This is a genomic window from Prevotella sp. C0209C1 (assembly GCF_056583855.1).
Map to the genome: position 1 here is coordinate 66,641 of NZ_JBWPJP010000009.1, position 16,492 is coordinate 83,132.

14 protein-coding genes and 1 pseudogene are annotated in these 16,492 nt (G+C 32.8%); 5 read left to right on the forward strand and 10 right to left on the reverse strand.

Annotated elements, in window-relative coordinates:
* Positions 1-176: 176 nt before the first annotated feature.
* A complete protein-coding gene (locus AC1DCD_RS03895; protein WP_464639549.1) occupies positions 177-1,019 on the forward strand; it encodes a DUF3737 family protein in 843 nt (280 codons plus the stop codon).
* A gap of 27 nt (positions 1,020-1,046) precedes the next feature.
* Positions 1,047-2,213 carry a MalY/PatB family protein gene (locus AC1DCD_RS03900; RefSeq protein ID WP_008447102.1) on the forward strand — a complete coding sequence of 389 codons (1,167 nt, stop codon included), beginning with the start codon at positions 1,047-1,049 and terminating at the stop codon, positions 2,211-2,213.
* 5 nt (positions 2,214-2,218) lie between these two features.
* Here the strand turns inward: AC1DCD_RS03900 and AC1DCD_RS03905 are convergent, their stop codons facing one another.
* The gene (locus tag AC1DCD_RS03905) at positions 2,219-2,860 is read right to left on the reverse strand and encodes a DUF4294 domain-containing protein (RefSeq protein ID WP_008447079.1); all 642 of its coding nucleotides are present in this window, start codon (positions 2,858-2,860) and stop codon (positions 2,219-2,221) included.
* A 397-nt stretch (positions 2,861-3,257) separates the two neighbouring features.
* Between AC1DCD_RS03905 and AC1DCD_RS03910 the strand changes: the two genes are divergently transcribed.
* Positions 3,258-4,688 carry an aspartate ammonia-lyase gene (locus AC1DCD_RS03910; RefSeq protein ID WP_036853730.1) on the forward strand — a complete coding sequence of 477 codons (1,431 nt, stop codon included), beginning with the start codon at positions 3,258-3,260 and terminating at the stop codon, positions 4,686-4,688.
* Positions 4,689-4,769: 81 nt separating this feature from the next.
* Here AC1DCD_RS03910 and AC1DCD_RS03915 read toward each other — a convergent pair whose 3' ends face one another.
* Genes AC1DCD_RS03915 through AC1DCD_RS03955 form a run of 9 tightly spaced genes read right to left on the reverse strand, consistent with a single transcriptional unit; the run spans position 4,770 to position 14,455 of the window.
* Positions 4,770-5,762: a glycosyltransferase gene (locus AC1DCD_RS03915; protein WP_464639552.1), complete on the reverse strand. Its 993-nt coding sequence runs from the start codon at positions 5,760-5,762 to the stop codon at positions 4,770-4,772.
* Positions 5,763-5,775: 13 nt separating this feature from the next.
* Entirely contained in the window at positions 5,776-7,209 is a 1,434-nt protein-coding gene (locus AC1DCD_RS03920) for a DUF6080 domain-containing protein (protein ID WP_464639554.1), read from the reverse strand.
* A complete protein-coding gene (locus AC1DCD_RS03925) occupies positions 7,187-8,551 on the reverse strand; it encodes a DUF6080 domain-containing protein (RefSeq protein WP_464639556.1) in 1,365 nt (454 codons plus the stop codon). Before AC1DCD_RS03925 ends, AC1DCD_RS03920 begins: the two co-directional genes overlap by 23 nt.
* Before the next feature lie 49 nt (positions 8,552-8,600).
* Positions 8,601-9,011 carry a GtrA family protein gene (locus AC1DCD_RS03930; RefSeq protein ID WP_039863945.1) on the reverse strand — a complete coding sequence of 137 codons (411 nt, stop codon included), beginning with the start codon at positions 9,009-9,011 and terminating at the stop codon, positions 8,601-8,603.
* Positions 8,971-9,567 carry an HAD-IB family hydrolase gene (locus AC1DCD_RS03935; RefSeq protein WP_464639558.1) on the reverse strand — a complete coding sequence of 199 codons (597 nt, stop codon included), beginning with the start codon at positions 9,565-9,567 and terminating at the stop codon, positions 8,971-8,973. Before AC1DCD_RS03935 ends, AC1DCD_RS03930 begins: the two co-directional genes overlap by 41 nt.
* On the reverse strand, positions 9,568-10,446 hold the full coding sequence (locus tag AC1DCD_RS03940; protein ID WP_008447087.1) for a decaprenyl-phosphate phosphoribosyltransferase: 879 nt from the start codon (positions 10,444-10,446) through the stop codon (positions 9,568-9,570).
* Positions 10,443-11,471, reverse strand: coding sequence for an acyltransferase family protein (locus AC1DCD_RS03945; RefSeq protein WP_036853746.1), 1,029 nt, complete (start codon positions 11,469-11,471; stop codon positions 10,443-10,445). The genes AC1DCD_RS03940 and AC1DCD_RS03945 overlap by 4 nt, the downstream gene beginning before the upstream one ends.
* Positions 11,472-11,476: 5 nt before the next feature.
* The gene (locus AC1DCD_RS03950; RefSeq protein WP_464639560.1) at positions 11,477-12,538 is read right to left on the reverse strand and encodes an acyltransferase family protein; all 1,062 of its coding nucleotides are present in this window, start codon (positions 12,536-12,538) and stop codon (positions 11,477-11,479) included.
* Positions 12,539-12,544: 6 nt separating this feature from the next.
* The gene (locus tag AC1DCD_RS03955; protein WP_464639562.1) at positions 12,545-14,455 is read right to left on the reverse strand and encodes a phosphoethanolamine transferase; all 1,911 of its coding nucleotides are present in this window, start codon (positions 14,453-14,455) and stop codon (positions 12,545-12,547) included.
* 619 nt (positions 14,456-15,074) lie between these two features.
* Between AC1DCD_RS03955 and AC1DCD_RS03960 the strand changes: the two genes are divergently transcribed.
* Together AC1DCD_RS03960 and AC1DCD_RS03965 are read left to right on the forward strand one after the other, a co-directional pair.
* Positions 15,075-16,304 carry a site-specific integrase gene (locus tag AC1DCD_RS03960; RefSeq protein ID WP_008446638.1) on the forward strand — a complete coding sequence of 410 codons (1,230 nt, stop codon included), beginning with the start codon at positions 15,075-15,077 and terminating at the stop codon, positions 16,302-16,304.
* 61 nt (positions 16,305-16,365) lie between these two features.
* A pseudogene (locus AC1DCD_RS03965) lies at positions 16,366-16,492 on the forward strand (site-specific integrase); the annotation flags it as partial.

Sequence of the window (16,492 nt, forward strand, 5' to 3'; positions counted from 1 at the left end):
ATAGCTATGACTTTTAACAAAAACAGCATAGAAAAACTATCTTTATGCGTTTTTTAAATAAAAAACTATAACTTTGCCATTAAAAATAAATTATCACATAAATATTAAAAAAGTATATGTGTTTCATGTTTATTAATTAGTAACAACATCTTCCTATATAAACACACTATAAAATAATGTATTTAGTAAAGAACAAAACGTTTAAAGGCGAGCGTCCTCTATTTGGTATTGAGAACACACGACTTGAAAATATAGAAATTATTGATGGAGAATCTGGAATTAAATTTTGTAAGAATATAGAATGTAATGCATCTAAATTTTATGGTAGATACCCTTGGTGGCATGTAGATAAAAGCGTAATTACTAATTGCTATTTTGCAGAAGAATCGCGTTCAGCCATTTGGTATTCTAATAATATGGTAATGAAAGATAGCATTATTGATGGTCCTAAGTTTTTTCGTGAGATGAAAAATCTTAAATTAGATAATGTGAAAATAAATGATGCTGATGAAACTTTTTGGAAGGTTGACGGATTAAAACTACATAATGTGCTTTTACACGAGGGAACTTATCCCTTTATGTTTTCTAAAAATATCTATGTAGATGGTTTGGTATCTGATGCTAAATACGTATTTCAATACTGTAAAAATGTAGAAATACATAATGCTAAGATAGAAACTAAAGATGCTTTTTGGGAGTGCGAAAACGTTGTAATATATAATTCTGAACTAAATGGAGAATACATAGGCTGGCATAGTAAAAACATAAAAATGGTGCAATGCCATATAAGTGGTGAGCAGCCTCTTTGTTATATGAACGGAATAACTCTTGAAGATTGTACCTTCGATGTTGCTTGCGATAGATGCTTCGAAGATTCTAAAAATATCAATGCAAGTATTATAGGGTCTATTACAGAAATAAAAAACCCTATATCGGGATATATTTCTGCTGATAAAATAGGTAAGGTTACTTATGATAAATATGCTAAAGAAAAATTAACCACAATAGTTATTCGTTAATAACATAACACAATTATATAAAAAGATATGTATAACTTTGATAAGGAAATTATACGTCGTGGTACTAATTCTGTAAAATGGGACGAAATAAGTGATAAGGATATAATTCCGATGTGGGTAGCTGATATGGACTTTCTTGCAGCTCCTGCAATACAAAAAGCATTAGAAGAACGTGTAAAGCATGGAGTTTTTGGATATACATCTGTGCCTGAAAGCTACTATGAATCAATTATTAACTGGTTTAATAGAGAGCATGATTGGGTTATAGATAAAAGTTGGATAATTTATACAACAGGTGTTGTTCCTGCTATTAGTGCTACTATCTATGCTCTAACAATGCCAGGAGAAAAGATCTTAATACAAAGCCCTGCATATAATTGCTTCTTTTCTAGCATAAAAAATCAAGGATGTGAAGTGTTAGAAACACCTTTAAGACGAAAAGATGATAGTTATGTAATGGATTGGGAAGACTTTGAGAGTAAATGTGCTGATAAAAAGACTACTATTTTTTTGTTATGTAATCCACATAATCCATCAGGACGTGTATGGACAAAAGAAGAGCTTGAAAAGATAAATACTATATGTCTTAAGCATGACGTGATGGTTATAAGCGATGAAATTCATTGTGAACTTATAATGCCAGGATATACCTTTACTCCTTTTGCTGCTATTAATGAAGATTGTCAAAACAATTGTATTACTCTTAATTCTCCCACTAAAAGTTTTAATATAGCAGGACTTCAAATAGCAAATATTATTTGCAAAAACCAAACTTTACGATATAAAATAGATAGAGCTATAAATATCTTTGAAATATGCGATGTTAATCCTTTTGCACCCATTGCTTTAGAAGCTGCTTATAACAAAAGCAAGGATTGGCTTAAAGAGTTAAATGTATATATAAACAACAACTATGTTACTCTTAAAAACTTTTTAAAAAAGGAATTACCACAGATAGAAGTTTTACGATTGGAAGGAACGTATCTTGTATGGATTAACATAGAAGCATTAAATATTAAAGCAGAAGCTCTTTCTAAACAATTAATAAAAGAAGCACACGTTTTTATTAATCCAGGGACATTGTACAGCAAGAAGTATGGAGAGGGATACCTTCGTATAAATATAGCCACCCAACGCGCAACAATGATAGAAGGTTTGCAACGTATTACTAAAGTAATAAAAAAGTTATTATAAACGAACTATAACTGACCAGCCTCTACTTGTAACACAATACGTTCCACAAGGCGATCGGCTCCTTTAGGGTCATAACGCTTCTTCAGACTACTTCCAAACGTCCACGCAAAGGCTTGATAAAACCCTGCACGAACAGGACCAAGAAAAGCCTTTACTATATCATAAGAAGTAGAATTACATTCTCTATCTACAAGTTTTATGAGTAACTTGCCTTGTGTGAAAGTAAGCTTTTTCATGCGAGGTTTATAAGTTTCCCAAATCTCTTTCTCTACCTTCTTTAAGTGTTCTGAACGTTCTTTTTTATTTGGAATAGTTTCTATATAAGCACCTGTCTCTAAAATAAGCTGATTACATTCTTTTGCAATAGGGAGAGTTTTCTTTATATTATACACTAAGCGGTTATATGCCATTTGCTCTTTTTTATTCCTAAATTCCATTGATGGAAATATATAAATATTATTAGTTTTGACATATTGAATGCTATCTTTTCCCATCTTTATCTTGCCAATATGCACCATTGGGACAAATGTAGGAGAGTTCATATCCACTACTCTGTCCTCTGGATTAATATGATCTTGTGCTAAAGCCGATGAAGAAAATATACCTATCAGCCATATTAATATATAAAATACTTTCTTACAAAACATACAACAAAATTACTTATTATTTCTGAACTTTATTATATCTTTTACCAAAAAAAGCATGTTGTAGGTATATTATTGTAATAAAGGTAAATTATATCAGTATAAAAAGAAACTGTATCAATAATTTTGATATGGTAAAATAATGTTAATACGCATAAAAAGATATGCTATAATATAATGCTATGATTATTATTTAGGTACTTTTGTGAAAGTAATTTTTAATAATGTTCTTTTTGTTTATGACTATGATACTATTTTTACTACAACCGAAGTTACTCTTTTTATAATAATTTTGATATTAATTATTATACCAAAGATTATTGATAATAATAAATAATAAAAAGTATAGTTAAACTAATTATCTCTTATAATTTCACGAGATATATAAATAAAAAAAGATATGACAAATAAAATGAATAACTGCGAGCAGAAATTTCGTACAGAGAGCGATCTTTTAGGTGAGTTACAAGTGCCAGAAAATGTTCTTTATGGTGTACAAACACAACGTGCTGTTAATAACTATCACATATCGCGTAAGCGTATGTGTGATTATCCTGAGTATGTTATTTCTATAGCATACGTAAAATTAGCTGCAGCACAAACTAATATTCAGCTTGGACAAATAGACCCCAAGGTAGGAAAGGCTATAATAGAGGCTTGTAAAGAAATAATAGCAGGTAAGCATCATAATAACTTTATTACCGATATGGTGCAAGGAGGTGCAGGAACATCTGTTAATATGAATGCTAATGAGGTTATTGCTAATCGTGCTTTAGAAATTATGGGATACGATAAGGCAGATTATAAACATTGTTCTCCTAATGATGATGTTAATTGTGGACAATCCACCAATGATGTATATCCTACAGCTATAAGGTACGCCTTTATTAGAATGAATAAGAATTTAGTAAAATCTTTAACTCTGTTAATAGAGGCTTTCCGCAAAAAAGGGGAAGAATTTAAGAATGTTATAAAGATGGGGCGTACTCAGTTACAGGATGCTGTTCCAATGACTGCAGGACAAGAGTTTAATGCTTTTGCTGATAATTTAGAAGAAGAAATTGCTAATTTAAAGCGTAATGTAGATCTTTTACTTGAAATAAATATGGGAGGGACAGCCATAGGAACAGGTTTAAATGCTGCTCCAGGTTTCCCTAAAATATGTGCAGACTATCTTAGTAAGGCTACAGGAGAGAACTTTATTGCTGGGCATAATCTCATAGAAGCTACTCCAGACACAGGTGCTTATGTAAGCTATAGTTCAGCTTTAAAACGTCTTGCGGTAAAACTTTCAAAGATTTGTAATGACCTTCGTTTGTTGGCTTCAGGCCCAAGATGTGGATTTAATGAAATAAATCTTCCTCCAATGGCTCCAGGATCTTCTATTATGCCAGGTAAGGTAAATCCTGTTATACCTGAAGTTACAAATCAGACCTGCTTTAAGATTATAGGTAATGATACTACTGTAATGATTGCAGCAGAAGCTGGTCAGTTGCAATTAAATGTGATGGAGCCTATCATTACCGAATGTCTTATGGAAGATTTAACTTGGTTGCCTAATGCAATGGATACTCTTCGTGAACTATGTATTGATGGCATTACTGTAAATCAGGAACGTACTCTTGAAATGGTAAAGCATTCTATAGGTATTGTTACAGCACTTAATCCATATATTGGATATAAAAATTCCACAAAGATAGCAAAGGAGGCTCTATTAACAGGTGGCTCTGTTTATGATCTTGTATTAAAACATAAGCTCCTTACAAAGGAGAAACTTGATGCTATATTAGATCCTACACATATGTTAGACTCTACTGATATAGTGAAATAAAAATAAGATTAATATTTATAAAGTAAAGATTTGGAATATTCGTAGATTATTAAGTAAAGCTAATAATCTGCGAATTTTATTTCATAAGGATTTATCTTTGTTATAGAATATGTTTCTGTACATATATAGCTGCATAAAAGGATAAAGTATAGCTCTTAGTATTTTTATCATACTGCTACCTTTTGTATGAAAAAGATCTCTATGATGTTTTATAAAAAGTATTTGTAAATGAACAAGAGAAAGAATATTATCAGTGCATTCTAAATACATTATTTTTTTAGCATCTCGTAATTGTACAGTTTGTATATCCTTCTCAAGATATTCTATTAGGGATAGTTTACCTTTGAAAATGGGTAATACTATTTTGCGCATCTTATGGTAATGTTTTAAGCTCCAAATTAATTCTGTAATAGCATTTCTCCATGATGGCAAACTCTTATGATAATCAGTGTAAGTAGCAGCTTTTGCATGACGTCTGAAATTTACTATTACTTTATCTACATATATTATACTTTCATGAGCAGCAGCAGTAATAGATAGAGCTGCGTCATATAACGAAACATTATAAAAAGAATTATTAATAGGTGGAAGCATTGATAATAACTTGCGCTTAAAGAGTAATGTATGTCCAGGTAAACAAAGAAAGAGCATACGAAAGATGCTTACATTTCGATGTCGATTATCAAAATAAGTAAACGAATTATCATTAGAAAACGGTCTACTATGCCCACTGCATAATAAGCTGTCACCAATAGCTTTTATTTGTATTTCTATCTTGTTATGTTCCCAAATATCATCTTGATCGGCAATAGCAATGTAGTCTCCAGTAGCTTGTTGCATAGCTGATAGGAAATTAGCATTAATACCTTGTTTTTCTTTATTTCGATAAATGCGCATCTGAGGGAACTTGTTTGCATATTTTTCGATTATATTCCAAGTGTCATCAGTAGAACCATCGTCTTGCACTATAACCTCATGTAGCGGATAAGTTTGTGCAAATATAGAATCTAATTGCTGGGAAAGATATTTAGATCCGTTATAGGTACAAATTACAATAGATACTGATTTAGACATATTCCTTTTGAGTTTATAGAAAGTTAATAAGAAAAACGGTAGTGTTATACACTATAAAATATAATGTTAGTATAGAAATAAATAATGTTACAAGTAATCTGCTTTTATCTTTTAAGCGATTAATGAGATATCCCACGCTTATAGGTATTATATAAATCCAGCCTGAAGCCATAATATATACTTCATTAATACCGAATCCTAAGCCTAAATATAAAATAACGTCAAGTGCAAAGCATGTTAGTGTTATCCATAATAATCTTTGTTTAATTCCTGCATAAATACCACAAAGAAAGAGTAAAACGATAGCCCCTTCTATAATATAATTTAAGGTCCAATCATATTTAACAAAGATAGGTCGGTCTCGTAATACATCTCCAAGTGCATATTTTTGATGTAGTTGTATGCTTTGACCAAAGAAATTTTCTATAAGAGTAGGAATACGAGGTGTAGAAATATCTGTCCAAGACCGCATAGGGAAGTGTTCCATTTTTTTCCCTGTGTGTGCAAAAATGGGTTTTCTATCACGATTTTTTTTCTTCTGCTTAAGATATTTTTCCCATGTAATATTAAAACAACTATCTATTCTTTTTCCTCCTTTAATCGTTGTAGTGTCTTTAAAGGCAGCATATAGTTTTATTTTTTCACGTTTAGTTTGTGCAGCTTCTAACTTTCGTTTGGCTATTCTTGCTGGATCTTTGTACTTGTGATCTTGCCATCTTCCTATATAAAGGAAAATTATGCCAGGCAAAATTATTGCAAAGAGAAGGTTAGATGGACGAAAGAAGGCCTTTTTATTAGTAATCAGATTAGCAATAAAAGTTTTTAGACCATTGTTAAGAGAAACCCCCGCTGTAAAAAAGAATAATAAAAAAGTAATACTTTTTTTTAACAGACGATTTTCCTTTATGCAGCATCCGCTAATATACAGTGTGAGTAATATTATAAATAGCGATACTATAAAATGGTCTGGGCTAATAGCTGCTAACATGACATAAGCAAAAGAAAAGAGAAGATACCCTAACATTATAGCTTCTTTAATATGTAAATGTATCAAATCTTTACCTATACGTACCATAAAAATGAAGGCATAAACTGAACAAAATAGTAAGATTATGCTTACAAGGATAGGTGCGATGTTTATACCAGTAGATAAGTATATATAGTGGTTAATAAGATAAAGTGGATAATAGAAAGGAGCAAGAAGGGGGTGACGAGTAACATCAAAGTCTAATTTCCAATCTGAGACAACGAGATAAGTTAGCGGGTCGAAGCCAGAAATATGAAAATTGTTAAGCACAACTTTACGATATGTTTTAGCATTAAATACTGAAAAGAGTTGCCAATACTTAGCAATAACAATAATGTGTAGTGTTATTTGCCATAAAAGGAAAAAAGAGGTAGCAACACGCTCTTCTTTTTTTATTTTAAATATTGTTGGAAACTGCATTATAACAGAATATTTGAGAACAATTATAAAAAGCGAGATATAATGTAAGTAGGAGAATAGTTACTTGTAAAAAGTTCCGATATCTACCATTAAGTCTTTTTAGAAAGAATCCTATAGAAATAGGTATGATGAAGGCCCAGCCTGCTGTCATGATGTATACTTCATTAATGCCAAAGCCAAGAATAATATGAAGAGTAATATCGCAGGCAAACCATGTTAATAACATTTGTAAAAATTTCTCACCGCGAGCAATAATGCATCCTATAACAAATATTAAAATTATAACACATTCTATAGCATATTTATAGGCATGAGTATAAGTAACAAAGATGGGACGATCCCATGATACATCTTTAAGCAGATATTTTTGATGTAGGATAAGTGATTCTCCAAAGAAGTTTTCTATTAGTGTTTTTATGCGTGGCGTTGATATATCTATCAGTTTAGTAATAGGTCCATTGCCGGCAGCCTTACCTGTATGTTCCTTAAGCCATTTGTTGCGTTTGTTAAAATGGTCAGTAGTCTTGGCTGCATCTTTTTCCATATTATGCTTTACTATATTGTTTATAACTTCTTTTTGTGGAACTTCTAAGGTATAATATTGATATTGTCTTATTCCGAAGAGTATTAAAAGAGGCAGGATTATTCCTATAAAAAGAAATTTTTTATGAAATGTTTTTTTCCAACCATTAGTAAATATTCCTGCCAATATGGTCTTAGCAGCATTTGAAGAAGCCATTCCTGCGGTAAAAAATAATAGTATAAATGATTGCCAAGGTTTTAGATTTTTGTTTTTTTTCATTTTTATACCAACTATATAAAGAGTCATTGTAAGGAACATCATTGATATAATGAAGTGGTCAGGTACCATTGTAGGCACTAAAACGTGCGCAAATGAAAAAAGGAAAATGGTGAGTAAGCAAGATTCTTTTTGTGTTAACTCCATTACTTCTCGAAACACTCTATATATAAAAATAGTGGAATAAATAGCTGAAAAAATTATTATAACAGCCATAAAATATACTGCAAAATTATATCCAAATAAGTCTATAAGGCTATTATTAAGTAAGTAAAGAGGATATAGAAATGTAAGATAAAGAGGGTGCCTAATAGTATCAAAGTGAATACGCATACCAGAGATAGTTATCCATGACCAGCAGTCATAACCAGACATACGAAAATTCTTTGTAAATAATGACCAAAATCCGCCGTGTGCCCCCATAGTATAAATACTATAATGGCTATATATAAGCAAGGCATTAAAGAATATAAAAACCAACAACATGGCGCAAAACAGAATGCGCTCTTCTTTTTTTATTTTAAAAATACTTATCGCAGACATTATATAATGTATAATATATATTGCAAAGTTACGAAATAACTTGCGAATGCTATTTTCTTTTTAAAAAGAAACGAACTAAAAGAAAATTTATTGGAAAGCAAATTAGAATAGTAGGAATCAGAGCTATTTGCTTTACAATACCGATATAAATGAAAAAATGAATAAATATAACCTGAAGTGATATGTTTACACAATGTGAAAGAAGGAAACCTGCCCCTTTCTTAGAAGATGACTTTACCTTAAATGTAAATCTTGTAGAGGCAATATAATTAAAACATAAGCTAATGCCATAACTTACGATAACACATACCGTTTCAGAGTTAACGCATATAATCATTAACCTGTAAACTATAAATTGTATTAAAGCTGCAATGCACCCTACTATACCAAAACGTATTACTTCGAGAAGTTTATTGCATTTACTTTTTCCTAAATGGCTTAAAATATCCTTTATCTGCATATTCTAATAATTCTTTATCGCCTCGTGAATCACCATAAGATATAAGCTCATAGCTGTTTCTATTAGGCATAATCTCTTTTAAGCGATTTACTTTTTCTGCACCATAGCAATTGCGTGTAATAAAGTGTCCAGTTACTTTTCCTTCTTTTTCTTCTATTTTTGTACCTATTATACGTATATCTTTATCAAGTTCAGAAAAAAAAGGACGTACCCACATATCTATACTTGCTGTAATTATTATAACCTTTTCTCCTTCTTTTAAAGCTTTTTGTATCTCTATTAAAGCCAGAGGACGAATAAGTGTTTTGTTGTGCCTTGCAAATTCATTACATTTTAATTTGAACTCCTTTATATTCATTCCTTTAAAGAAATAAGTAAACAGCTGTTGTTTTGCTTTCCAATTTGGATAAAGTTTAAGCTTCATCATTATTAATATTGGCGCATAAAGTAACAGGCCTAAGAAAGTGCTTAGATCACCTTTTACAAAACGTATGAATGCTATAAAGGTGTCCTTTGTTGTGATGGTACCATCAAAATCGAATGCGTAAAGTTTCATTTATAGGAAATATATTATAAATAAGAAAGATAGCCCAAAGAGCAATACTATTATTTGCATAAACCGATCCTTTAACATTATCTTGGTAGGATCTCCACTTATTTTATCAACAACAGCTAACTGAATATAACGTAAGATGCCCACTAACACAAAAATACTTGTAAGATATAAGTACTGTGTATGAAAATGTTTTATAGTTTCTTCACTTACTGTGTACATAATATAACACACTAAGGTTATACTTGACGTTATTGTTATAGCTTGATTAATAAAGTCTATATTATATCTTATTGTGTTTTGTCTAGGAGGTTCGCCTGTTTTTATCATGCGTATAACATCATCTCTACGCTTTGCAAACGCAAGAAACAACATTAGAAGGAAAGTCATCAATACTATCCACTTGCTTAATGTAATATTAGTAGCCCAGCCTCCTGCTAATATTCTCAAAACAAAACCGAAAGCAACTATACATACGTCTATAATAGCGAATTGCTTTAATTTAACGCAGTAACTAATATTGAGTAGCCAATAAACAATTATCACACCATATACTTTTTCATGTTCTCCAGGCAGAAAGGAAAGCGTTAGCATGGAAAGTGCAAACATAATAAATATTAAAATATAACCTAACGTAATGCTAACAGCTCCTGAAGCTAATGGTCGTTTACATTTTACAGGGTGCCGTCTATCGTCTTTTACATCTATAATATCATTTAAGCAGTAGATAGACGATGCTGCAAACGAGAATGAAAAAAAAGTTATTAAGCCTGCAAAGAGCGCATTAAGATTAAACAACTGCCCCGAAAAGAATATAGGTAACAGTACGATTAGATTTTTAATCCATTGATATGGGCGTATTAGTTTGATAATATCTTTCATCGAATAAATCTTTCTATAGGAGTTATTACTAATTTACTAACAAGAGTGTGGAATATCCATGCAATGGGTATTGTTAAAGAAAAGGTAGCAATAAAGGTAATCCAGTAAGTCCATTGAAACTCTTCTAAATATCTAAGAACAAAATGATCATGTATTAAATAAGCCTCTAAACTAACCATACCTATAAACTTAAAGCAGTTGTTAAACCATTTTGGAGTATGCCTAAAAGCACGGTTAAGTATCAAGATAGATGTTACTGTTAAAGGGATATATAACATACGTTCTAAGAAGATAGGGAACATTCCATGTTTTACCTGTTCTAAGAATATACTGGAAGCTAAAGCCATAAAAAAAACAAGTAGTATCATCCAAACGGCAGCTCCGTCCATTTTCTCCTTACGTTTGACAGCGGCTCCCATATTGATGCCTATAAAATATATAGGTACACGACTCCAAAATATTTCTAAATGACCAAAGATGTCATGAATAGGAGTAACGTATTCTACTAAGATACACCACATAAGCATTACAATAGGTAGCCATCTGTATATAGGATGCTTTATAATAATCTTTAGATAAAGAGGAGTTACAAGGTATAGCATCATAGTGGCAGGAATGTACCAGAAGGTGAGTTCATCGTTAAGCCAGAAATCCCAATTAATAGTAATATCTCCTATTAAATCTATAATGCTTGTGCTATGTCCTCCATGGCGTACAATGTTAGGGCATAAAAAATCAGGTATATAATACAGACTTGCCATTATAATCCACATAGGGTATACACGAAGTATACGCCGCAAATAGAAATCCTTTATATAAGGGTGGCTTGTCCATGAGAACCATAAGCCCATACCACTTAGAAAAAGGAATATATCTACACCAATATTTCCGATTCTTCTTAAGCCAAAAAACATATCATCGCGTGGTAAACCTACATGAAAGAGTATCACAAAAAGCATTGCAGCTCCCATTAATTCGCCACGAAACCTACTAATATTTCCTATTTCTATATCCTTAAATTTCATGTTAGCTACATTTTAGGTTTAGGTATTTTATTCATTAATTCCTTAAACAACCATGCTAAGCAAATGGAACTAATGATATAAAGTATTAACCCCGTCCAATAATCTCCTGCTTTTGAAATGGGGATAAATATCTTTCTTGTTATGGGATGACATATAAATAGAGCAGATGAAATGTTTCCAACCCATACTATAAGATTCATAAAAAGTCCACAACGATGAACTAATTTAATAAAACTTATTGCTGCCATGCAAACAAATATTGGGATAAGATACCATGTAAAGTAAGTTATGTTAAGAGCATAAATAGCTAAAAGCGATATGATAAAGATAATTATATGTGTTTTTTTAGAAACTTGTGGCATAAACTTGGCATATAATAATCCGAAAGCAAAGGGCAAAATTCCTCCTATAAAGTTGTACCTTAAGCGATTAAGTTCATCGCTTTCAGGGCTGCACATAATCTGAAGAGCTGCACAAATAATTATTAAGCCAACGGTATATCCCCAATGACGACGATATAGTATCAAACGATACACAATATATATTTGCATCATTAATCCAAAATACCAATAAGGTCCTGGCCAAATAATTTCATCAGGATTAGGCAGTAAGTTGTTAAACAGCCCTAATTGAGCAATTATATCTAAAGGCATGTAGCGGTGCTGACCTTGTGTGATAGCATCTATAATAGTAAAAGCTACAAAACCTATTATCATCATTCTAAATAGTTTTATCCAGTGATATTTAATAAAAGATATAGCAGAAGGCTCTTTCTTATTATTAAAATTGGGTTCTTCATATTTTACATATAAGCCGTATGCCGATAAGAATAAGAAGACAGGGACACCATAATGACCAAAGAACGATATTATATGAAAGAGAGTAAGAGAATGGAAATTTTTACTCATTTCATGGTTAAACCATGTAAAGTTATGCCAAAAGTATTGGTACTCGTTTTCTTGTACTATATGATTTAACCAATGGCAATAATTGTGTAGAAAGATACCAATAATGGCTAATCCGCGTAAAGCATTACATTCTGTACGTGAAAGTAATTCTCTTTTCATTTTTTATTATTTTCTTTTTTTTTGCAAAGGTATTTGACGTATAGCTTTTGTCCTATCTAACTTATCGTAATCAGTAGTTCCTTTTAATATTCTTGGACGATTTTCTTGATAGTTTTTGCTTAATATGTTATATTTATCTCTATAATATATAGTATGTATTCCCCCTAAATAAAGTAACATATGAGGTAAAGCATCGGTCATGAATTTTTTGTTTTTTGCTGCTATAATTTGTTTATATATATTATGGTGTTTGGCTTTATACGCTGGAGATGTATATATCCAAAAAGGTATTTCAAACTCAAAGCGTGCAAGGTTATAATCTATCTCAGCAGAGTGGTTACGGCAAATGAAACCACGGTTTCCTTCATAACATTCTTCTCCATGATCAGGCATATAAATGATAATAGCGTCTTTGTCTTGAAAACGTTTTATTATTTGGTACACAATAGAGTCGTTGTATAACACTGCATTATCGTAATCGGATAGTATCTTTCTGCGTTTTTTGTTTAAATCATATCGGATATTCTTATAATCATCTGCTTTAAAGTGTTTTGCTTTTTCTGGTGTGCGTTGTTCATAATTAACATGTTGCCCCATAAGATGAAACAATATAAGATTATGATCAGTGTTATATTGCTTCTGAAAGCAATCGTAGTCGTGTAATAACCCTGCATCATATTTATATAATCTGCTATTCCTGTTATCGAACATGGCATTAGATAGCTCTGGGTGATTAAGAAAAAAGCCCCCACTAAAATCGTAAACAGCTTGCTTAGCACGAGGTAAAAACTGATTAGTAATGAATGTTACATGATAACCTGCCTTACGGAAAACCTCAGGAAAGAGAGGGTAATCGCACCAATCTTTTTTATCCCCAACAACTTGTAGTGAAAAGATATTTTTAAAAACAAAACTTGTTAGATTATAAGGTGATACTACATCACTAAAAGGTGTTAGTAAGCCTTGTTTTTGCAAAGCCTCTTGGTGAGGAGTTGTAGGCATGAAATAGCCATACTGGTGTGAGTGATGCTTACTATAGCTCTCGCCAATAATAAGTATGATGTTAGGTGATGTGTAAGAACAACTATCAACCCATACTTTTCCTTTAGTTGCTATAAGCTGGCTTATCTGATGAGAGGCTAATTTGTTTGAGAATATAGCGAAGGCTAAGCGGTAAGGTGGTATGTAAAATTGCGTTTCTTTCCCTGGCTGTCTTTGATATAAACTCATTTCGTGTTCCACTGCCCCTATAGTGTGAAGTGAGAATATGCGATACATCATCTCTTTATTATGAGCTGAAGAAATAGCAGAAAAAATAAGGAAAAAGGTGCATATCAGTCCACTAAAAGTTTTTATAAAAAGCAAACTTTTTTTATTCTTTATAATCTTAAAGCAGTGTATAGAATCCCTTTTTTTTATTTTTCTAAAGATACTAAGATGCCGTTTTATAAAAGGGAAAAGCCCTGTTATAATGTTAATAAGTATTAGTATTAATATCCAACCTATTCCAGAGAAAAGAATATCTATAGAAATATAACTTGATAAAAATTCATTAGCTTCTTTACTATTAGTTTCACCTATAAGCAAAAGTATTGAAGGGTTTATAGTGGTTTGAAACTTTTCCCAGCAAAATAGATCTATTAAGCTAATACTATATGCCATAAAATATAAGACCAATCGTACCCATCGTCGTATTTGTCGCTTAAAGACCATAAGGAACAAGCTAACCAAATATAAATCAAGAAACAATTCAGGTATTAAGTTGTCGTATACTTTTGTGTTTGGATTGTTAACAGGCAATTCCTCATAAGCTACTAAAATGCCAAGCAGATACATAAAAATAAAAAAAGATCTATTAGCCCTAATAGGGGTTAATACGCTATAGAAAATATGTGCAACCTTAGTAAATATTTTCATTGTATAATGCTTAATGCTATTTAATAAGGTGCAAAGATACTTTTATTTTATTATATGTAGCGATGTAAAAAGGGAATTAACATTTAAAATAATACAATTTATTCATACTCTGCAAAACTGCTTTTAGCTAAAAAACATGCTCATAATAAAAATTTCTGGGTAGGTAAAAAAGATATACACTACTGTGCGTTACTTGCCATCTTGTTGTGTTTGTAATTGTTTAATAATAAGAGTGTTAAGAGGATATGACCTTTTACCCTATAAAACATCAACTTTTTATGAGTAAAACCTCATCTTTTGTCCCACAAAAGATGAGGTTTTCTGCTGCAACTAATCCTTGAAAAGGAAGAAAAATCGAAGTTGGTGTAAACTGACTGATAATGAGGAAGAAACGAAACGATTTGCGTAGAAGTGCTCTTTTCAAAAAGGGCAGGAATATGCAGATTTAGGCAGAAGTTCAGTTACCAAAGCATTACCTGATTTTGAGATAGGTAACGATGAAGTAATGTTCGGTAACTGAATTATTTTCGCTCGTGTGGCTGTTGCTGCGGTCGGCAGTTTTCTGCATAAGTGAGGAACGCTTTAATTCGGGTAACTTTGCCCATAAAAATTAAAGCGTATGAAACAAGAGAAAATGAAGGTGTTGCTCTACCTCAAAAAGAGCGGTCTTGACAAGTCGGGCAAGGCTCCCATCATGGGGCGTATTACACTTGGAAGGAGTATTGCACAGTTCAGTTGTAAACTCTCCTGCAACCCCGACTTGTGGAATCCACGAGAGAGCAGAATGGATGGTAAGAGTCGTGAGGCGGTGGAGATAAACGGTAAATTGGAAAATCTGCTGTTGTCTGTTCAGTCGGCTTATCAATCTCTGCTATCCAAAGGTTGCCTATTTGATGCAGCCGATGTGAAAGAGCTGTTCCAAGGGAGCGTACAGACACGATGCATGCTCATTGAAAGGCTGGATATGCTCATTAAGGAGAAGGAAAGCCATGTTGGTATAGACATCAAGGAAGGAGCCATACACGGCTATCACTCTACCCGAATTCATTTGCAGAAGTTTATTCAACGGAAATACAAGGTGACAGACTTGGCTTTCTCACAGCTCACAGAGAACTTTATCTATGAGTTTGGGCAGTATTTCTTAGGTGAGTGCGGTTTTCAAGAAAGCACATTCTATAATGCAGCCACGCATTTGAAGACGGTATGCAGGTTGGCTTACCGTGAGGGATTGGCTGATGTACTTCTATTTGACAAAGCCAAAATTAGCAAGGGCGACAAGAGACTGCCCAAAGCACTTGACAGAGGGGCATTTGAGAAGTTAAAGACTCTTCAATTTGAGGACTTGGAGGAGGAAATGGAAACGGCAAGGGATATTTTCCTCTTTGCCTGTTATACAGGTGCTGCATATTGCGATTTGATGGAACTGAACAAGTCCCATCTTGTGCGTGATGATGAGGGTTGCCTTTGGCTGAAGTTCAACCGTCAGAAGACAGGTGTGCCTTGTCGTGTCAAACTGCTGCCCGAAGCCATACGGCTGATGGAGAAGCTCCACAGCGATGAAAGGGAAACATTGCTCCCTTTCATGGGATATGCCACTTACCAATCTTATTTGAAAGCCCTGCGGCTTCGTGCAGGCATCTCGTTTCCTTTTACCACACATACGGCAAGGCACACCTTTGCCACATTCATCACGCTTGAACAGGGTGTACCTATTGAGACCGTGAGTAAGATGCTGGGACATTCCAACGTGAGCATGACCGAGCGTTATGCAAAGGTAACGCCACAGAAACTCTTTGAGGAATTCGACCGTTTCCTTTCTTTCACCGAAGAGATGCAGTTGGCTATCTAATCCTTATTAAGTCATTTGATTTCTTATCTATTCATTTAATTAACTTCAAACCACCAAGACAATGAGAAGTACATTCAAGATACTGTTCTATATCAACAGACAGAAAACAAGGGCAGACGGCAACACCGCCATTCTCTGCCGTATCACCATAGACGGAAAGAGCACCGCCATTACCACAGGAGAAGAGT